The 19,055-nt window shown below is 38.4% G+C and carries 18 protein-coding genes; 14 read left to right on the top strand and 4 right to left on the bottom strand.

Annotation, left to right across the window (positions count from 1 at the left end; all coding sequences use genetic code 11):
• Nucleotides 1–96 precede the first annotated feature (96 nt).
• Complete coding sequence (locus CVD27_RS06385) at nt 97–1,422, top strand: GntT/GntP/DsdX family permease (RefSeq protein WP_101647045.1); 1,326 nt, start codon at nt 97–99, stop codon at nt 1,420–1,422.
• A gap of 50 nt (nt 1,423–1,472) precedes the next feature.
• Here the strand turns inward: CVD27_RS06385 and CVD27_RS06380 are convergent, their stop codons facing one another.
• Nucleotides 1,473–1,820, bottom strand: coding sequence for a hypothetical protein (locus CVD27_RS06380; RefSeq protein ID WP_101647044.1), 348 nt, complete (start codon nt 1,818–1,820; stop codon nt 1,473–1,475).
• 288 nt (nt 1,821–2,108) lie between these two features.
• Here CVD27_RS06380 and CVD27_RS06375 point away from each other — a divergent pair, with 288 nt between their 5' ends.
• Nucleotides 2,109–3,098, top strand: a complete 990-nt coding sequence (locus tag CVD27_RS06375; RefSeq protein ID WP_101647043.1) for a VanW family protein — start codon at nt 2,109–2,111, stop codon at nt 3,096–3,098.
• Between the two features lie 44 nt (nt 3,099–3,142).
• Here CVD27_RS06375 and CVD27_RS06370 read toward each other — a convergent pair whose 3' ends face one another.
• Together CVD27_RS06370 and CVD27_RS06365 are read right to left on the bottom strand one after the other, a co-directional pair.
• Nucleotides 3,143–3,349 (bottom strand): methionine aminopeptidase, encoded by a 207-nt coding sequence (locus tag CVD27_RS06370; protein WP_101647042.1) that lies wholly within the window; start codon nt 3,347–3,349, stop codon nt 3,143–3,145.
• A 259-nt stretch (nt 3,350–3,608) separates the two neighbouring features.
• Entirely contained in the window at nt 3,609–5,024 is a 1,416-nt protein-coding gene (locus tag CVD27_RS06365) for a sigma-54 interaction domain-containing protein (protein ID WP_374703047.1), read from the bottom strand.
• A 210-nt stretch (nt 5,025–5,234) separates the two neighbouring features.
• Here CVD27_RS06365 and pruA point away from each other — a divergent pair, with 210 nt between their 5' ends.
• The 11 genes from pruA to CVD27_RS06315 all read left to right on the top strand — a co-directional run bounded on the left by pruA (nt 5,235) and on the right by CVD27_RS06315 (nt 16,108).
• Entirely contained in the window at nt 5,235–6,779 is a 1,545-nt protein-coding gene (gene pruA, locus CVD27_RS06360; RefSeq protein ID WP_101647040.1) for an L-glutamate gamma-semialdehyde dehydrogenase, read from the top strand.
• A gap of 57 nt (nt 6,780–6,836) precedes the next feature.
• Nucleotides 6,837–8,036: an ornithine--oxo-acid transaminase gene (locus CVD27_RS06355; RefSeq protein WP_101647039.1), complete on the top strand. Its 1,200-nt coding sequence runs from the start codon at nt 6,837–6,839 to the stop codon at nt 8,034–8,036.
• Between the two features lie 61 nt (nt 8,037–8,097).
• A complete protein-coding gene (locus CVD27_RS06350) occupies nt 8,098–9,363 on the top strand; it encodes a Glu/Leu/Phe/Val family dehydrogenase (protein WP_374703051.1) in 1,266 nt (421 codons plus the stop codon).
• Between the two features lie 49 nt (nt 9,364–9,412).
• Nucleotides 9,413–9,667 (top strand): biotin/lipoyl-containing protein, encoded by a 255-nt coding sequence (locus tag CVD27_RS06345; RefSeq protein ID WP_101647038.1) that lies wholly within the window; start codon nt 9,413–9,415, stop codon nt 9,665–9,667.
• A 74-nt stretch (nt 9,668–9,741) separates the two neighbouring features.
• Nucleotides 9,742–11,184 (top strand): amino acid permease, encoded by a 1,443-nt coding sequence (locus CVD27_RS06340; RefSeq protein WP_101647037.1) that lies wholly within the window; start codon nt 9,742–9,744, stop codon nt 11,182–11,184.
• 89 nt (nt 11,185–11,273) lie between these two features.
• Nucleotides 11,274–11,447 carry a hypothetical protein gene (locus tag CVD27_RS27970; RefSeq protein ID WP_180960173.1) on the top strand — a complete coding sequence of 58 codons (174 nt, stop codon included), beginning with the start codon at nt 11,274–11,276 and terminating at the stop codon, nt 11,445–11,447.
• 119 nt (nt 11,448–11,566) lie between these two features.
• Nucleotides 11,567–11,914 carry a PadR family transcriptional regulator gene (locus tag CVD27_RS06335; RefSeq protein WP_101647036.1) on the top strand — a complete coding sequence of 116 codons (348 nt, stop codon included), beginning with the start codon at nt 11,567–11,569 and terminating at the stop codon, nt 11,912–11,914.
• Nucleotides 11,895–12,533, top strand: coding sequence for an HAAS signaling domain-containing protein (locus CVD27_RS06330; RefSeq protein ID WP_101647035.1), 639 nt, complete (start codon nt 11,895–11,897; stop codon nt 12,531–12,533). Before CVD27_RS06335 ends, CVD27_RS06330 begins: the two co-directional genes overlap by 20 nt.
• A gap of 73 nt (nt 12,534–12,606) precedes the next feature.
• On the top strand, nt 12,607–14,067 hold the full coding sequence (locus CVD27_RS06325; RefSeq protein ID WP_101647034.1) for a DUF4153 domain-containing protein: 1,461 nt from the start codon (nt 12,607–12,609) through the stop codon (nt 14,065–14,067).
• A gap of 158 nt (nt 14,068–14,225) precedes the next feature.
• The gene (locus CVD27_RS06320; RefSeq protein ID WP_180960172.1) at nt 14,226–15,101 is read left to right on the top strand and encodes an ABC transporter permease subunit; all 876 of its coding nucleotides are present in this window, start codon (nt 14,226–14,228) and stop codon (nt 15,099–15,101) included.
• A complete protein-coding gene (locus CVD27_RS06315) occupies nt 15,098–16,108 on the top strand; it encodes an ABC transporter permease subunit (protein WP_101647032.1) in 1,011 nt (336 codons plus the stop codon). Before CVD27_RS06320 ends, CVD27_RS06315 begins: the two co-directional genes overlap by 4 nt.
• A gap of 38 nt (nt 16,109–16,146) precedes the next feature.
• Here the strand turns inward: CVD27_RS06315 and CVD27_RS06310 are convergent, their stop codons facing one another.
• The gene (locus tag CVD27_RS06310) at nt 16,147–16,932 is read right to left on the bottom strand and encodes a TIGR00266 family protein (protein ID WP_101647031.1); all 786 of its coding nucleotides are present in this window, start codon (nt 16,930–16,932) and stop codon (nt 16,147–16,149) included.
• Nucleotides 16,933–17,298: 366 nt separating this feature from the next.
• Here CVD27_RS06310 and CVD27_RS06305 point away from each other — a divergent pair, with 366 nt between their 5' ends.
• Entirely contained in the window at nt 17,299–19,044 is a 1,746-nt protein-coding gene (locus tag CVD27_RS06305) for a SulP family inorganic anion transporter (RefSeq protein WP_101647030.1), read from the top strand.
• Nucleotides 19,045–19,055: the final 11 nt, after the last annotated feature.

The following is a 19,055-nucleotide window of genomic DNA, read 5'->3' as shown; positions in this document are numbered from 1 at the left end:
TTTTGGTTTTAAAAGAATAACGGAATGTAAACGTAACAAATGTTAACAATAAGAGTGATATACAACAAATAATATTGTAAAGGATGGTGTACAAAAATGGACACTTTTTTACTCCTGATGACCCTCGTTTCGATTGTTATCGTTGTCCTAGGCGTATCTTTATTTAAATGGCATGCATTTATCAGTTTGTTAGTAGCCAGCTTGTTTTTAGCGTTGGTATCAGGATTATCACTTGATAAAATTGTGGCAGCTTATGAAACAGGTGTGGGTGGTGTCTTAGGACATTTAATCGGGATCTTGGCTCTAGGAACGATTTTAGGAAAGATGTTGGCGGACTCTGGTGCGGGTATGCAAATTGCTGAATACTTTATCCGTGTCTTTGGTGTAAACAAACTGCCATGGGCTATGATGCTTTCAGGTTTTATTATTGGTATTCCTGTATTTTTTGAGGTAGGGATTTTAATTTTATTACCTTTAGTCATTTCGATTCATAAGTCATCCAAACAAAACATTTTATTAATAGCCCTTCCATGTATTGCAGGGTTATCAATTGTCCATGGACTCGTACCGCCGCATCCAGGGGCATTGGCAGCCATTAGTATCTACAAGGCGAATCTAGGCAAGGTCCTTTTATATTCGTTAATCATCGCTATTCCAGCCGTTATTATCGCAGGTCCTTTGTTTGCGATGTGGGTTAACAAACGTGTTGTTCCAGCAGGGGAACCGGAATTAATCCGTATTACTACAAGGGCTAAAGATTTACCTGGAACAGGGATTTCTTTTTTTATTATCCTTTTACCCGTGTTACTGATGATTCTATCCGCAGTCGCACCCTATTTGGGATTAACGGCAGGGATTGCGAAAATTCTCATTTTCATTGGCAGTCCTATTATCGCCCTTTTAATCTCAGTCTTTGTCGCTTATTATTTCCTTGGCATGCAAAAAGGTATGAATAAGGAAGCTATTAAAAAGTTGACGGAAGAATGTTTACTGCCAGTAGGTTCGATCGCATTAATTATTGGTGCTGGCGGGGGATTTAAACAAATCTTAATTGAAAGTGGAGTAGGAGATACGATTGCAAGAATGGCAGAGAACTTGTCATTATCACCACTCGTATTAGCTTTTTTAATAGCAGGTTTAATTCGTATCGCTACGGGATCAGCGACGGTCGCTTTAACTACAGCAGCAGGGATTGTTTCTCCTGTAGTTGCCGGAATGCCTGATGTAAATCTAGAATTACTAGTTATTGCCACAGGAGCAGGCTCACTCATGTTTTCACACGTCAACGATGCCGGTTTCTGGATGGTAAAAGAATATTTAGGATTAACTGTTCCAGAAACCTTCAGAACTTGGACAGTCTTAGAAACCATCCTCTCATTTGTAGCGTTTGGAGGAGCGCTTCTCCTAAATATATTGTTATAAGAGAAACACAAAAAGGGCAATATTGCCCTTTTTGTGTTTTGTCAGGTAAATCAATCCTTCTCTTTTTCCTTCTTTTTATCTGATTTTCGCTCGCTCAAGGAACGATAGATTTGTGTATACATACTGCCCTGCTCGATATTTTCCAAGAAGAAAGGACCAATAAGCTCCAAGTATTCTTCATCTTCAAACATTTTCATATTTTGTAATTCCATCTCAGCTAAACCTTCATAAACAGACAAAAGGGCATATGTATGATCCTCTCCAGATACCGGTGTTAAAATTTCCACCTTGTGATTATAATTTTCCATTCTAAACTTCTTTATCTCCCTTAAATTATCAATACCTTCTTTAAATTTATCTTGTTTAATGACAAACGTCTGATGTACATAAACAGACATTTAAGCACCTCCAAAAAAATGAAAAAACCTAAGTATTACTATTTACCTTTCTCATATTTTTATTCTTAGTTTTTAGTGCAAAAAATTTTTAGAAATTGAAGAAAAAGTAATCCTAAATCCATGATAAAAGTGATAAAATGAACCCATGCTTTGATAAATAATACAGGAAATGGTAAAAAATATGGGATAATAAGGATATAATGAGTGAAACTAAATTTGTTACTGATCGTCAAATAATATATTAATAGGTTAAGTAAAAAACTATATAAAAGGAAAAGATGGGGGAAAATGAGAAAGTTTAGTAGAATTGTAACTTTTCTTTTAGCAGGAAGTTTAGTGGGGTTAACTGGTTGTGCTGTACAGACAACGAAGGAAAAAGAAGCAAAGGCAGCGGGTCATCAGCAAAGTCAACAAGAGAAACAAGTTAAGACAGAGAAGAAGAAAGTTGAAAAAACGATTTATGTAAAAATAGTCGATCCAAATACAAAAAGTATAATTAAAACAATCAAACCCAAGGATATGGGATTTGGAACGGATAATGATAAATATAATGCCGAATTAGCTGTATTAACAAGAGAGTTAGCAAGAGGAACAAAAGATACTCCAGGGTATGATAAAAGAATGATCCTTGATAAGTTAGATGCAAACGGACTACTTATAAAGGGGAGACCTCAAACCATCCTGGATGAGGAAGAACTGACAGAAAAAATTATCCAAGCCTCGTTAAAAGGAGGAAAGGTAGAAATCCCCCTGTATGTTACAGCAAGCGGCTACAAGCAGGAGGAGGCAGCACAATTAGGACAAGTCGTAGTAGCATCCTATACCACACACTTTAATAGTGGGATGCCAGGAAGGACAAAAAACATTGAATTATCGGCAAAGGCCATCAATAATATCATTATCGGAGCAGGCGATTCCTTTTCCTTTAATACAACGGTCGGGCCAAGTGATGCTGAGCATGGATACCAACCTGCACCGGAAGCTCTTAACGGAAAGTTAGTCGATGGAATCGGCGGTGGGATTTGCCAAACATCTTCCACTTTGTATAACGCGATTGATAAATTAACGGTTAGTTATATTGAAAAACATCATCATTCCCTGCATGTTGGCTATGTGCCGACTGGAAGAGATGCAACAGTTTCTTACGGCGGCAAAGATTTCCGCTTTAAAAATACTACCGGTGTACCACTGATGCTTAAAGCGATTGTAAGGAAAGGGACCATCACAGTAGAAGTGAGGACAGCAAAGATATATCTAAATCAGGTGGAAAGAAGATAGAAAAAACTCCCTGCTTATGATCCGGTCAAAGGCAGGGAGTTTTTTTACTGCATTTCTTCCCAATCTGCGTAATGGCCGCTGCCTTGGCATCCTGGGCATTCAAATGAATTAAAATAGGCAAACTCATTATATGGATACACGGTATATCCTCTGCCCTCACAATCTGGGCATTTGCCTTGCTCCTTCATAGTGGAGACATGATTTTGGTATCTAGCCTCTTTCCATTGATTAAATGAATTGAGCAGTCCCATTTTCTTCACCTCATCATTTTTCTTCTTAGTATGGGGGAAAAATGGAATATTTATGCTTGCATGTTTTTATATCAAAAAGGGGATTACTTAGTAGGTTGTTGATATATATAATTTTGCTTCTGGTATAGTATATGAAAAAACTCCCCAGGTAGTGAGTCTTTCGTTTCAATGCTTGTACTAAATTATTATATAAAAATAAAAAATATAACGAACTCTAGGATGTTGGTATCCTAGAGTTCGTTATATTTATACATTGGCTTTAGGTATTAACTTCTAAATTTAATTTTTTCAATCGGTATTGCAAGCTTTGACGGCTCAACCCAAGTAATTTAGCAGTCTTGGAAATATTAAAATCATTTTTCTTGAGGACATGTTCAACATAGGTTTTTTCAAATACCTCCATTTGCTCCTTTAAAGGTACTGTTACATCTCCATTATCTTTCATAAAGGTTTCAACCGTTGATAAGGGCATCATACGTTCTTTCATCTGCATTTTATTGCGATACTGGTACGGTAAATGACGGTACATGATTAAATCTTCTCCATCCATCATAATATTCATGGCGGCTTCAATAATATGCTCCAGTTCACGAACATTTCCGTGCCAATCATATTCAAAGAATGACAGTTTAACCTCTTCTGATAAGCCCTTTACCCGCATTTGAAAACGCTCATTGTATTTTTCAATAAAATGTTCCACAAGTAATGGTATATCTTCTTTTCGGTCTTTTAATGGCGGAACAAAGATCGTTACCACTCCAAGTCGATAATATAAGTCTTTTCGCATCCGATTATTAGCTACTGCATCAATCGGATCTTCATTCATATTAGCAATGACTCTGACATCAACAGAGGTTTCCTTTGTATCCCCGATTCGTTTTATCGTTTTTTCCTGAAGTACTCGCAGCAGCTTTGCCTGGAGATTTAAATTAAGGGAGTTAATTTCATCAAGCAGCAATGTGCCTCCATTGGCTTGTTCAAATAATCCAGGAGTATCCACAGCTCCAGTGAATGCCCCGCGTTTGGTCCCGAACAGGAGACTCTCGATTAAGTTATCTGGTAAGGCTGCGCAATTCTGTGAAATAAAGGGTCCTGATAACCGCCCACTTCCATTATGAATACTTTGGGCAAAAAGTTCTTTTCCCGTTCCTGTATCTCCAACAATTAAAACATAGGAGGATGTTCTGGTGGCGCGCTTTGCCGATTCAATCACCTCTTGAATGGCCGCACTGTTCCCAATAATATTATCGAAGGTATACTTTGAGGACCCCTTATTCATATTGCCTTTGATTAAGCGTTCAAGCTTTGTGACATCATTAGCAATTTCAACCGCACCATGAAGCTTATTCTCTGAATAGATCGGAATGGTGTTATTAATGGTCGTAATTTCTCGACCCTTATTGTTAAAATACGTTTGTTTAACGTTATTCGTTTCTTTGCCTTCTTGAAGTGCTTTAACTAGAGTACTTGATTGGTCATCTTTAAACATAAATACATCTAGCAGATTTTTATCCATAACATCCTGAAAATCCATAGCTTCCATTTGCATCATTTTTTTATTGTAGATGATCGTTTTACCTGTATCATCGACGGCGTGAACTCCGACATCGATCTCATCCAATATTCGTTTATACATTTTTGTTAGAAAAAGTAAATCATTTTTTGATTTTTCCATCATTTTAATACCCCTTGTTTTTCCTCTATGCATCTATTTAAACAAAGAAAACCACTTAACGCAAAATAATTTTGCTTTTTTTGTTAAAAAAATAATTTATGTGCAAAAAAATTTGGCTGTTTATAACGTTAAAAAGCTATTAAACTGCAAAAATATAATTGGCACAGAAATTGCATTATACTTTAATGAAAAATAAAAGGGGGAAAAACCATGTATCCATACTCACATGAACCATTCACTAATTTTGCAGAAGAAAAAAATATACAGGAATTTAAAGAGGCTCTTGCCTTCGTTCAAAGCCAACTTGGAAAACACTACCCTGTGATTATTGGTGGAGAATCTATTACAACAGAAGAAAAAATGGTTTCCATTAATCCGGCTAATAAGGAAGAGGTCATTGGAATGGTTTCTATGGCAAATCAAGAATTAGCTGAAGAAGCGATGCAGGCTGCTCTAACTGCATTTGAATCTTGGAAAACATGGAAACCAGAGCATCGTGCCAATATCCTTTTCCGCGCTGCAGCGATATTGCGCCATCGTAAACATGAATTTTCTAGCTATCTTGTAAAAGAAGCGGGGAAGCCGTGGAAGGAAGCAGATGCAGATACCGCAGAAGCTATTGATTTCCTCGAGTTTTATGCTAGACAAATGCTAAGTATCAAAGAAGGCATACCAGTTCAAAGCCGTTTCGGTGAATTTAATCAGTACAGCTATATTCCGCTAGGAGTTGGAATTATCATCTCTCCATTTAACTTCCCGTTAGCGATTATGGCGGGTACAACAGTCGCTGCCATTGTAACTGGAAACACTGTCCTGTTAAAGCCGGCAAACTCGACACCTATTGTGGCTGCTAAATTTGTAGAGCTAATGCATGAGGCAGGTATTCCAAATGGAGTTTTAAACTTTGTACCAGGCAGTGGGTCTCAAATCGGTGATTACTTAGTAGATCATTCAAAAACTCGTTTTGTTTCGTTTACCGGTTCCCGTGAGGTAGGATGCCGTATTTATGAACGGGCTGCAAAGGTAAATCCAGGACAAATTTGGCTAAAACGTGTAATCGCTGAAATGGGAGGAAAAGACACGGTTGTGGTTGATCATGATGCTGATTTAGATCTTGCTGCAGCTTCTATTGTATATTCAGCCTTTGGCTACTCTGGTCAAAAATGTTCAGCTGGATCCCGTGCAGTCGTTCATCAAGATGTTTATGATGTAGTCCTTGAAAAGGCGGTTGCACTAACGAAAACTCTTACTCTAGGCAATCCAGAATTAGAAGATACTTACATGGGACCTGTTATTGATGAGCGTTCATTCAAAAAGATCATGAATTATATTGAAATTGGTAAAGAAGAAGGCAGATTAATGACTGGCGGCGAAGGGGATGAATCCAAAGGGTATTTTATTCAGCCGACCATTTTTGCCGATTTAGATGAGAATGCCCGCCTTATGAAGGAAGAAATCTTTGGACCAGTGGTCACTTTCTGTAAAGCTCAAGATTTTAATCATATGATGAAAATTGCTAACAACACAGACTATGGTCTAACAGGTGCCTTGATTTCAAATGACTGTGAAAATATCGAGAGAGCAAGAGAAGAGTTCCACGTTGGAAATCTTTATTTTAACCGTGTATGTACAGGAGCAATCGTAGGTTATCAGCCGTTTGGCGGATTCAATATGTCCGGAACCGATTCAAAAGCAGGCGGACCAGATTACTTACTACTCCATATGCAGGCAAAAACAACATCAGAAATGCTCTAGGATTGTAACGGGGAGGGCATAATCATCGCTCTCCTAGAATAAAGGGGGAAAAACATAATGACGATCACAACTAAAACAACCGAAATCATAGAACAAACAAATAAATTTGGTGCTAATAACTATCATCCTCTGCCAATCGTAATTGCGAAAGCAGAAGGGGTATGGGTTGAAAGTCCAGAAGGTAATCGCTATATGGATATGTTAAGTGCTTATTCTGCAGTGAACCAGGGGCACCGCCATCCGAAAATCATTCAAGCGCTAAAAGACCAAGCAGACAAGGTAACACTTACTTCTCGTGCCTTCCACAATGACCAGCTGGGTCCATGGTATGAAAAGATTTGTAAATTAACGAATAAAAATATGGCGCTTCCGATGAATACGGGGGCTGAAGCGGTCGAAACCGCTCTAAAAGCCGCCCGCCGCTGGGGCTATGATGTAAAAGGGATTGCTGAGAATCAAGCTGAGATTATTGCTTGTACAGGTAACTTCCATGGCCGGACAATGGGAGCGGTGTCATTATCCTCTGACCCAGAATATAAGCGCGGATTTGGTCCAATGCTTCCTGGTATTAAATTAATTCCATATGGAGACCTAGAGGCATTGAAGGGCGCGATTACTCCGAATACAGCGGCATTTTTAATGGAGCCTATTCAAGGGGAAGCAGGAATTATTTTACCTCCCGAAGGATTCTTAAAACAAGCCTCTGACTTGTGTAAAGATAATAATGTATTATTTATTGCCGATGAAATTCAAGTTGGTTTAGCACGTACAGGTAAAATGTTTGCCTGTGACTGGGAAAATGTTGCACCTGACATGTTAATTTTAGGAAAAGCTCTTGGAGGCGGAGTTTTCCCCATTTCCTGTGTAGTAGCAAACTCCGATGTATTGGGAGTGTTTAATCCAGGTTCACACGGTTCTACTTTTGGCGGAAACCCTCTTGCGTGTGCCGTTTCACTTGCTGCTTTAGATGTAATCGAGGAGGAGCGTTTAGCAGAACGCTCGCTTGAATTAGGTAAGTATTTTCTTGAACAGTTAAAAGCGATCGAGACTCCGATTATTAAAGAAATTCGCGGGAAAGGTTTGTTTATCGGAGTGGAATTAACCGAAGAAGCAAGACCTTATTGCGAACAATTAAAAGAAGCAGGGTTATTATGCAAAGAAACCCATGATACAGTTATTCGCTTTGCGCCCCCACTGATTATAAAGAAAGAAGAGATTGATTGGGCTATTGAGAAGATTCAGACCGTTTTATCATAAAACTAAAACTCTATCAGAATAAGGGGTGGCATAGATGGCTGCTAATCGAATGGTTGAAGAAATGTCAAAGGAACAACAAAAAGAACAAGAGTCGTTAAATTTGTTTTACTCCACGCAAACAGTCATTCAAAAAGCATTGAATAAGTTAGGATATACAAACGAAATGTATGAGCTGCTAAAGGATCCACTTCGAGTATTAACCGTTCGGATACCTGTACGGATGGATGACGGGACAGTTCAAGTATTTACTGGCTACCGTTCACAGCATAATGATGCCGTAGGACCAACAAAGGGTGGTGTCCGCTTCCATCCTGAAGTGGATGAAGAAGAAGTCAAGGCATTGTCTATTTGGATGAGTTTAAAGTGTGGTATTACCGACCTTCCATATGGCGGCGGTAAAGGTGGAATCATATGCGATCCAAGAAAAATGTCATTTAGAGAGCTAGAAAGATTAAGCCGCGGTTATGTAAGGGCAATCAGCCAAATTGTTGGGCCAACGAAAGATATTCCTGCCCCAGATGTATATACGAATTCGCAAATCATGGCATGGATGATGGATGAGTACAGTCGTTTACGTGAGTTTGACTCACCGGGATTTATTACAGGTAAACCTCTTGTCCTGGGCGGTTCAAAGGGCCGGGAAACAGCAACTGCAGCTGGTGTGACTATCTGTATTGAAGAGGCAGTTAAAAAGAAGGGCATGGAATTAAAAGGTTCACGCGTTGTGATTCAAGGGTTTGGTAATGCCGGAAGTTATCTTGCTAAATTTTTGCACGACGCTGGGGCAAAGGTTATAGCTGTTTCTGATGTGTATGGCGGTGTTTACGAACCAAACGGCCTCGATATTGATTACTTACTTGATCGAAGAGACAGCTTTGGGACTTTCTCGCAATTATTCAAAGACACTATTACAAACCAAGAACTCTTGGAGTTAGATTGTGACATTCTTGTTCCTGCGGCTATTTCAAACCAGATTACTTCGCAAAATGCTGCAAATATTAAGGCTTCTATAGTGGTGGAAGCGGCAAATGGACCAACCACACTTGAGGCAACGTCGATCTTAACGGATCGAGGCATTCTGCTTGTTCCAGATATAATGGCAAGTGCTGGCGGTGTTACAGTTTCTTATTTTGAATGGGTCCAAAACAATCAGGGGTATTATTGGTCTGAAGAAGAGGTAGAAGAAAAGCTTGCAAAGGTAATGATTAAATCCTTTAATACAATTTACGAAACAGCTAAGGCACACCAAGTGGATATGCGTTTAGCGGCATACATGGTTGGGATAAAAAAAGTAGCAGAAGCCTCAAGCTTCCGTGGTTGGGTATAAAGAATGAATATCGCTTTGTCTATATGAAATCAAATAAGGAGTGGAGAAAGTGCCAAGGTGCGAAGAAACAATTTACTGTCCTTGTTCCGGGACCGTTGAGAAAGTTCTTACTGAGAAAAATAACCATGTATATGAATGGGAGAAGCTGTTTTTAATTAAGGCTTCCAACGGTAATATGGTGGAGATTTCTGTAGGCATTAGCGGACATATTACTTCTTTGAAGGTGAAGGACGGCCAAAAAGTTGATGTGGAAACTGCCCTGGCAGTCATTAAAGATGATTTGCTTATAACCGGCAGTGATTAAAATAATTGTCCCCTAGCCATTCAGGTGGAAAGTTATTGAAAGCGCATTCTTGATTAAAAGAAGGGGGAAATTGAATGAATTTACAGGAAAATAGTTCAACTCATGAGTTGAAAAGGACGATGAAGACACGGCATTTATTTATGATTTCTTTAGGAGGGGTCATTGGATCTGGGCTTTTCTTGGGGTCTGGTTATACAATTAGCCAAGCCGGTCCAATGGGCGCTATTTTATCCTATGTTGTCGGCGGATTTATAATGTTTTTAACCATGCTTTGTTTAGGTGAATTATCAGTTGCTATGCCGGTTTCAGGCTCCTTCCAAACCTATACGACTAAATTTATTGGTCCCGGGACAGGTTTTGCTCTTGGATGGCTCTATTGGTTAGGATGGTCCGTCACTGTTGCATTAGAGTTACTCTCAGCAGGTCAGCTTATGCAAAGATGGTTTCCTGCTTCACCTGTTTGGATATGGTGTGCTATTTTTGCTATTGTTCTATTTTCACTTAATGCGTTATCTGCACGAGCGTTTGGCGAAACAGAATTTTGGTTTTCGAGTATAAAAATTTTCGCTATCTTAGCGTTTATTGTCCTTGGCGGAGCAGCGATGTTTGGCTTGATCCACATGAAGGGCGGGCAGGCAGCACCATTTTTAACAAATTTCACATCCCATGGCCTGCTGCCACATGGATTTACAGCCTTACTTATTACAATGATTACTGTAAACTTCTCGTTTCAAGGAACGGAATTAATTGGTATAGCAGCAGGTGAAAGTGAAGAGCCTGAGAAAACCATCCCGCGATCAATCAAACAAACGGTTTGGCGTACACTATTTTTCTTTGTCTTAGCTATTTTTGTTTTAGCCAGTTTAATTCCGATGAAACAAGCTGGAGTGGTGGAAAGCCCGTTCGTTGTCGTGTTTGACAGCATTGGTATTCCATATGCAGCAGACCTTATGAACTTTGTCATCTTAACAGCCTTACTTTCTGTTGCGAATTCAGGACTTTATGCTGCAACACGTATGCTTTATGCGATGTCCAAGGAGAAGATGGCAAGCAGAAGACTAACAAAGGTCAATAAGCAAGGTGTTCCATTTAATGCTCTCGTTTTAACGATTGGAATTGCCTTATTATCTCTATTATCTGGATTTTTTGCAGAAGAAACCGTCTTTGTATGGCTGCTTTCCGTTGCGGGACTAGGCGCACAAGTAGGCTGGATATCCATTACGGCTTCACAAATTGCTTTTCGTAAAAAATTCATTCGTGAGGGAGGAAATGTGGAGGATTTAAAATTTAGAACACCGCTTTATCCTATCCTTCCGCTTATTGGATTAACATTAAACTGTCTTGTTTTGGCCAGTTTAGCCTTTGATTCAGAACAGCGTCTTGCCCTTTATTTAGGAGTTCCATTTGTCGTGGCCTGTTATATAATTTATCATTTAAGAATTAAGAAGTATCGTGAATTGGATGGAGGAGCCGAACAAGAATTAAATCTTAATGAAAATAAAAAAATGATCATTTAACCAAAACAAAAACGTTTGGATTTGTCCAAACGTTTTTGTTTTGGGATAAAGTCACTGAAACGTTAGATACTAAACATGAGGTGATAAAAATGAAAGATTGGAATGAACAAGCCGCACCAAATAACAATCTATCTCCAAAAACCCTAAAAACAGGAGAGTTTACAGGGAAATTGGCAGGACACGAATTTTCGGAAGAATTATCTGACGGCGGAGAACGCGACCAAGTGATCCAAAGACAGAAAAAGAATGTAAAAATGAAATAATTAGTGGCGATTTTTTAATCGCCACTTTTATTTTTTGAAAATGTAAAAAATCACCTTTACAATGGAGGAAATTAACTGTAGAATTTCTATGTACCTAAAAATTCTAGGTAGGTGAGAAAATGTTTAATCGCGAATTGGTAAAGGGGAGTACATCCTTAATTTTGCTTCAATTACTAAACGAGCGTGATATGTATGGCTATGAATTAGTAAAAGAACTAGAAATGCGTAGTAATAATGGTTTGAGCGTTAAAGAAGGAACGTTATACCCTGCCCTCCATAAGCTTGAAAAGCAGGAGTACATTGAGTGTTACTGGGTGGAGCAAGAAAAGGGACCAGCACGTAAATACTACCGGATTACTAGTGCTGGCCATAAATTGTTAGGTGAAAAGACACGTGAATGGCAGGATTTTGTTCAAGTAATGAACAAGGTAATAGGGAGAAGCAAGCATGGAACGGCCGAAGAGTGATTTTCTAAAACAATTAAAATATGGGTTGGGGAGTCATCAAGATAAAGAGAGTATCCTCCTTGAATATGAGGCCCATATTGATGAAATTCTTTTAGAATCGTCCGATTGTTCAAACGAAGATCAGATGATGGAAAGGATTATATTAAGGCTTGGAAACCCCGCAGAGATTGCAGATATGTGGAAAGAGGAGTTGTCAGTAACTCCAAGTAATATGAAATGGTTATTCATTTTACTAAATATCGTCTTTTTTGGTGGTGGCAGTGTTTTAACACTGGCACACAATCTTTACGAATGGAAGTGGTTAACGGCCGTTTGGGACAACTTGACCGCTGTTCCGACTCTGATTGCCTTTCTGTACATGTTCTTTTGGGCCTTCCTTGGTTATGAAATTGGAAAAGGCTTTGGTCATGGCGGGAGGACATTACTAAAAAAAACATTCCTGCTTTCTTTGATTCCGAACTTATTATTGATGTTTCTAACACTTTTTGAAATCATCCCACATTCCTGGTTTGCTCCGCTGCTTACCAGAACTTTTATTATTGCTTGTATCATTTTTACGATTATTCTTTACCCAGTAAGCTGGCTTGGTTACCGCTGGGGAAGAAAGGCTTCGATATGAGCAGTTTTTTTTGCTTGTATACCTAGTAAAACTATATATATAGAATTTCTATATAAAAAGAGAGGGATAAACAATGAAAATGAAAGTAAACAAGAATGATTGGCTCTTTTTAGTCGTATGCTTACTGCTTGGAATTTTAGCGGAGGAATCGTTTTTTCGAGGTATAATTGGGATTTCTTATCTTGTATTTATCACAGCGTTTTATGCGGTATTTTTTATGCGGTATCGTCTTTTCCCGTTTTCCCATCAACGTTTTGGCTACCTTGTTGTTATTTGTATATGGCTATTGGCGGCAGGGTATGTACTAAATGAAAATATCCTTTTTTATATCTTAAATATTGCAGCGATACCAGGATTGGTTATATTTCATCTTGTGCTGGTAACCAGTCCGAAAAATTTCAAATGGAACCAGCCGGCTTTTATACTTTATATTTTTTCTAGGATTATTGCTGCATTAAAATATAATGCTGCATTTACAGGCGCAATTGGTAAATTAGCAAAGAAGGATGTAGCTGATAATAGAATAATAATTTGGAAAAAAATATTGATTGGTGTGGTCATTTCATTACCAGTATTGGTTGTGGTTTTAAGACTATTAATGACGGCAGATAGCCAGTTTGCCCTGCTGGTAGGGGATATTCCTGATTTGTTTCGGATTGTGGATGCAGAAGGAGTATTTAGATTCATTGTAGTTGTCATTGCAATGAGTGCTTTTTTTGGCCTGATGCAAGTCCTTTATATAAAACAAGTCACCGTCATGAAAAAGCAAGAATGGCAGGCCCCTTTAAAGCTTGATACGGTTATATCCATCACCGTCCTGGTGTTGATCAATATAGTCTATATCCTTTTTACCATCGTCCAATTTAAGTATTTTTTCAGTGGCAGCCTCCAAGGGGATTATACTTACGCTGAGTACGCCAGAAAAGGGTTTTTTGAACTGCTTTTTGTTACATTAATCAATTTATCCATTACTATTGTTGTCCTATCCTTGGGAGACAGCGGAAAAAATGGAATTAGGATAATGAGGCAGGTCTTGCTAACTATACTCGTCCTAACAAGTGCAGTGATGCTCAGCTCCGCCTTCTTACGTTTAAGTATGTATGAGGATGCCTATGGCTTTACTTTCACAAGGGTCTTAGTGCATTCATTTATGATTTTTCTAGTTGTCATATTTACGTATACATTAGTGAAAATTTGGGTTGAAAAACTTTCACTGTTTCATTTTTATTTTATAACTGCATTAATTTACTACACAGCCATTAGCATAATTGATTTAGACAAAATGGTAGTGAAAGAAAATATCAACCGATATGAAGAAACCGGTAAAATAGATGCCTATTATCTAGGGAGTTTATCCTCTACAGGGGTTCTGGGGTTAATTCAACTATATGAACAGGGAGAAAACATTCCACATTTAGAAACCATCTTACGTAATAAACAAATGGATGTACAAAGGGAAAATTCTACATGGCAAGGGTATAATTTTAAAAGAGAACAAGCTTCTCAAAAATTAAAAGGACTACAATTCAAGTAAGTATCGAAGCATGCAAGTAATGTGCATGCTCTTTAAATTCCATTATATAACAATATTAAATTGAATATTGGGAAAAATAGGTTACAATTGAAAATGGGAGAAATATTCCAAAATTTTACGGATAGTTAACATGCTAATTTTTAGAGATGGGGGAAGAGATGAAACGGGCTTTGCGTGTTTTCATAAGATTAGTGTTAATTCTAGCAAGTTTACTATTTGTCTTTAATTTACCTTCCTTGTTAGGTATAGGAAAAGACAGGGTGCAAATAAATATACATACCTTTTGGGGGAGTGTAAGATCCGATTTTCATAGACTGATTACTATAAGTGACCCTAAATATTGGGAATTCCTTCATACAGTAGATATGGTTGAAAGCTATCGATATACCATGACCCTTTTATTACTGAGTTTATCATTGATTATTATTTTGGCTATCGGCCTTGCCTTTGTTGTGGTCTTATCTTCTGCTAGAGTGAGGAACCTATTAAAAAATGTGATTAACTTTTTCGAAGGTGTTCCTGATTTACTTATTATTTTCTTATTTATGTTTTTGGTTGTCACCCTTTATAAGACCACAGGTTTAAAGTTCTTGCAGCTATATGGAATTTTTGGTAAAAAGCCGTATTTCGTACCCGTAATAACTGTATCTTTTTTACCTTTATTCTTAATGTTACAGTTTCTAATAAAAGTTATTACTGAGGAACAAAGTCAGCCTTATGCGGAGTATGCTAAAGCAAAAGGAATTGGGCAGATACGGGTCCTATTAGTCCATATCATGCGTAATATTTTTCCCCTTGCTTTTATACAATTAAGGACTATTGTCTGGGTCTTATTATCAAATATTTATTTAGTAGAATTTATTTTTAATATTAATGGGTTTAATCAACAATTATTAAAAGTAGTGCTTCTCGGTGGAAATATAACTACGCTTGTCATCTTTATATTCATGTTAACCATTCCATTACTGATTATTGAGTCAATTGGCTGGTTACTATCCAAGATGATTAAAGGAAGGGCGAAAGTAAGCATATGAGAAAGTATCCAAAAACAGTGATTGGTTCTGCTATCCTATTAGCCCTTTTATTGCTTAGCCTGTTATACCCTTATTATGGTCCCAAGGATTTTAATCACAAGATCATTGTTACAAATGAACAGGGAGATGTTATTGGTAGAGCCCCATTTCCCCCATCTGAAAAACATTTGCTCGGAACCGATCGAAATGGAGAGGACTTGCATCTGCTGTTACTATATGGTGCGAAATTTACTCTAATCACGGCTTTTGGCGTAGCTTTAATAAGAGTTGTTTTGGGAGGGGCTCTAGGGCTGTTTCTATCAATAGGGGTCCCTTATTTAAAAAGTTATATCCAGGATGTTTTTATTATTTTTCGTTATATACCGGCCATCCTCTTAGGACTGATTTTAATGATGCCGATTGCTGGTGAATTTAATGATGTTGCGATTTTTTCTATCGTTACTTATCAAATAATTATTCTCGTTATTATTGGAATCCCATCGGTAACCATGTTTGCTTCAGATGTGACGGATGATTTATTAAAGACGAACTATGTGCAAAGTTCCTACTTAATGGGGGCTAGCAAATGGCATATTATCAGGCGTCAATTGATGCCCCATCTCCGTTCGTACGGGTTACTATTTACGGTTCAGCAGATTATCAGCACACTGCATATTACGATGCAGCTTGGGCTATTCGGGATGTTTTTGGGAGGCCGTAATCGGGCGGGAATTATGGGTTATGATGAACCGCCAAAACCCGCAACAATATCGAATGAGTGGGCTGGTTTGATTGGTCAAAACTTCAGTGAGTTTATGCGTGCCCCTTGGGCTATCCTTACGCCAATCATTGCCTATTTTCTAGTGATTGTGATTGTGAATATGATAAAAAAAGAATTAGAGGAAAATTTGAATGGTAGAAAAGTATTAAGAAGGTATAAGAATAGGAGAAAGATAAAACAGGATCCAGTCAAACAATCTTCGTGTCCTGACTTTCAATTAGTGGGACAGCTGGAAAAATCATCATAAAAAAGGCAGGGGCTACATTCGACCCTGCCTTAAAAAACTTATTCTCCATTAAACATATCAAAAATTCCTCGCGCAATACTGCCTTCATCTTTTGAACCGCCGCGTGAAGGTGCAGCAGCAAACACTCTGCTGGCTAGTCTGCTAAATGGCAGGGATTGAATCCAAACAGACCCCGGGCCTCTAAGCGTTGCAAAAAATAAGCCTTCGCCGCCGAAAAGGGCAGTTTTAACACCTTTAACAAACTCGATATCATATTGTACATTGCTTGTCATCGCAACCAAACATCCAGTGTCAACCCTCAGCGATTGCCCTGGCAGGAGTTCTTTACGTACAATCGTACCTCCGGCGTGAACGAAACACATCCCGTCGCCCTCAAGCTTTTGCATAATAAAACCTTCACCGCCAAAGAAGCCAACACCGATTTTTCGCTGGAATTCAATACCTACTTGAACACCTTTGGCCGCAGCCAGAAAAGCATCCTTTTGGCAAATGATTTTCCCTCCAAGCTCACTTAAATCCATTGGAATGATCTTTCCAGGGTATGGAGAGGCGAATGAAACATGTCTTTTCCCGGCACCATGATTGGTAAAGGTAGTCATAAACAGGCTTTCACCTGTAATTATTCGTTTTCCTGCACTGAATAATTTACCCATTAATCCGCCGCCGCCGGATCCGTCACCAAATATAGTCTCCATATGTATGTTATCATCCATCATCATAAAGCTTCCTGCTTCGGCCACAACAGTCTCTTGTGGATCAAGCTCGACTTCAACAAACTGCATATCATCGCCATAAATCTTATAATCAATTTCATGGTTATTCATTTAGATTCCTCCACCATTATAAAAATAAATGCCCATATTCATTATAAAAAATTTAGGAAAAAAGTGCTAATTTTAATTGAGACAAAAAAAGCCCGCAACAGGAGCTTCCGTAGATATAAAATAAAAAAGACGCCTGTATATACAGGCGTCTTGCGTATTGAGGCGAAAAACCACACTCCACATTGTGTGCTCCATAAAGGAATGTTTCTCGACTTACACAATTCAGCTCATCGCTTAATCATTATAACACTATAATAACAAGAAAAACAAGCGAAACTTTTTGGGGTAAACTACTTGAATAATACATAGTATTCCGCTATATTCAAATAATCAGATATACAAAAATAATTGATAAGAAGGGTTACTATGTTAATTGACAAGAGGTTCCAGCATTACTCCTTAGGAAGTTTACAAAAAGACCTGCTTTCGGGTTTGATTGTGGGTGTGATTGCGATTCCGCTGGGAATGGCGTTTGCCATAGCATCAGGGGTAAAGCCGGAGTATGGAATCTATACGACCATTGTGGCCGGAATACTTATTTCATTACTTGGAGGCTCAAAATATCAAATTGGTGGACCAACAGGGGCGTTTATTCCTATTTTATTTGGAATTGTTATGACGTATGGTTATGAAAATTTACTTATCGCGGGGTTTATCGCAGGAGTTATTCTAACGCTGATGGGAATTTTTCGATTAGGGTCGCTTATTAAATGGATTCCTAGACCGGTGACGATTGGTTTTACAGCAGGGATCGCTGTAACCATTTTTACTGGACAAATTGCCAGTTTCCTAGGGTTAACTGGGATTAAAAAACATGAAGAGTTTATTTTAAATGTTAAAGAAATCTTTTCTCATTTAAACACAACTAATTTATTTAGTTTGCTCACAGCAGGTATTTGTTTAATGATTGTGTTACTGACTCCGAAAGTGGCACCTAAGGTTCCCGGTCCCCTTATAGGGTTAATCATTTCAACACTTGTTGCTGTACTATTTTATCCTGATCAAGTGGCTACCATTGGAACAGCCTATGGAGAAATTCCTGGTACATTGCCTAAGATTCATATGCCTGATATTAATATGAATATGTTCTTAAAACTTTTGAAGCCTGCGTTCGTAATTGCTATGCTTGGGGGGATTGAATCCCTTCTATCAGCAGTGGTAGCGGATGGTATGACCAACAGCCGCCATAACAGTAATAAGGAGTTGATTGGTCAAGGGATTGCGAACATGGTCACCCCATTATTTGGGGGAATCCCTGCTACTGGGGCATTAGCTAGGACTGCGACCAATATTAAAAATGGAGCAGTTTCCCCGTTCTCTGGTATCACTCATGGGGTTGTTGTCTTCCTTGTCTTATTGTTTTTTGCCCCAAAGGCATCGTATATTCCACTTGCCAGCATGGCACCAATCCTAATGGTGGTTGCATGGAATATGAGTGAACGAAAAGTCTTTGCTCATATTTTAAAAACAAAATCAACGGATTCTATTGTCCTCTTAGTTACGTTTTTACTTACCGTATTTGTAAACTTAACGACAGCAGTAGAAAGTGGGTTAGTGATGTCCGCTATTCTGTTTGTTAAAAGGATGAGTGATGTGACAATTACAGCAAAGGCGTTGCCAAACCCTCAGAATAAACAAGGAAAAGTAGAAACGTCTATGGTAACTGATACCCACGATTGTCCGCAATTTAGTATATTTAATGTGGAAGGTCCATTATTTTTTGGGGCAGCCCAAACCTTTGAAAAGACCATTATGGAAACAATCAATTATCGGCCTAAAATTCTTTTATTGCGAATGAGCAAGGTACCGTTAATGGACACAACCGGTGAAGCCATTCTTAGGAGTATTGTGAAACATTTTTCAAAAAGTGGTATAGTGTTGATATCAGGATTGAATTCACAGCCAGAGAGTGTTCTGAAAAAGACAGGTTTATTTGATTTAATAGGCCAGACTCATTTTTTTGAACATACCGGAGATGCCATTCAATATGGATTATCAAAAATTAATGAAAATAAATGCTTGGGCTGTAAGCATTTTGCCTTTAGGGAATGTAAACAATTGTCTGCGGCAGAGGCAGTTGATAATAGGACAAAATTAACAGCCACCTTCTAAAAAATGAGGAA

The sequence above is a fragment of the Neobacillus cucumis genome, assembly GCF_002860255.1.
Classification (GTDB): domain Bacteria; phylum Bacillota; class Bacilli; order Bacillales; family Cytobacillaceae; genus Neobacillus; species Neobacillus cucumis_A.
Note: the sequence above shows the minus strand (reverse complement) of the source record. Positions and strands in the feature narration are given on the sequence as shown.

What these genes read in the sequence shown, in the direction of transcription:
- CVD27_RS06385 (WP_101647045.1), top strand. Translation starts at nt 97, where the DNA reads ATGGACACTTTTTTACTCCTGATGACCCTCGTTTCGATTGTTATCGTT.
- CVD27_RS06380 (WP_101647044.1), bottom strand. Translation starts at nt 1,820, where the DNA reads ATGTCTGTTTATGTACATCAGACGTTTGTCATTAAACAAGATAAATTT.
- CVD27_RS06375 (WP_101647043.1), top strand. Translation starts at nt 2,109, where the DNA reads ATGAGAAAGTTTAGTAGAATTGTAACTTTTCTTTTAGCAGGAAGTTTA.
- CVD27_RS06370 (WP_101647042.1), bottom strand. Translation starts at nt 3,349, where the DNA reads ATGGGACTGCTCAATTCATTTAATCAATGGAAAGAGGCTAGATACCAA.
- CVD27_RS06365 (WP_374703047.1), bottom strand. Translation starts at nt 5,024, where the DNA reads ATGGAAAAATCAAAAAATGATTTACTTTTTCTAACAAAAATGTATAAA.
- pruA (WP_101647040.1), top strand. Translation starts at nt 5,235, where the DNA reads ATGTATCCATACTCACATGAACCATTCACTAATTTTGCAGAAGAAAAA.
- CVD27_RS06355 (WP_101647039.1), top strand. Translation starts at nt 6,837, where the DNA reads ATGACGATCACAACTAAAACAACCGAAATCATAGAACAAACAAATAAA.
- CVD27_RS06350 (WP_374703051.1), top strand. Translation starts at nt 8,098, where the DNA reads ATGTCAAAGGAACAACAAAAAGAACAAGAGTCGTTAAATTTGTTTTAC.
- CVD27_RS06340 (WP_101647037.1), top strand. Translation starts at nt 9,742, where the DNA reads ATGAATTTACAGGAAAATAGTTCAACTCATGAGTTGAAAAGGACGATG.
- CVD27_RS27970 (WP_180960173.1), top strand. Translation starts at nt 11,274, where the DNA reads ATGAAAGATTGGAATGAACAAGCCGCACCAAATAACAATCTATCTCCA.
- CVD27_RS06335 (WP_101647036.1), top strand. Translation starts at nt 11,567, where the DNA reads ATGTTTAATCGCGAATTGGTAAAGGGGAGTACATCCTTAATTTTGCTT.
- CVD27_RS06330 (WP_101647035.1), top strand. Translation starts at nt 11,895, where the DNA reads ATGGAACGGCCGAAGAGTGATTTTCTAAAACAATTAAAATATGGGTTG.
- CVD27_RS06325 (WP_101647034.1), top strand. Translation starts at nt 12,607, where the DNA reads ATGAAAATGAAAGTAAACAAGAATGATTGGCTCTTTTTAGTCGTATGC.
- CVD27_RS06320 (WP_180960172.1), top strand. Translation starts at nt 14,226, where the DNA reads ATGAAACGGGCTTTGCGTGTTTTCATAAGATTAGTGTTAATTCTAGCA.
- CVD27_RS06315 (WP_101647032.1), top strand. Translation starts at nt 15,098, where the DNA reads ATGAGAAAGTATCCAAAAACAGTGATTGGTTCTGCTATCCTATTAGCC.
- CVD27_RS06310 (WP_101647031.1), bottom strand. Translation starts at nt 16,932, where the DNA reads ATGAATAACCATGAAATTGATTATAAGATTTATGGCGATGATATGCAG.
- CVD27_RS06305 (WP_101647030.1), top strand. Translation starts at nt 17,299, where the DNA reads ATGTTAATTGACAAGAGGTTCCAGCATTACTCCTTAGGAAGTTTACAA.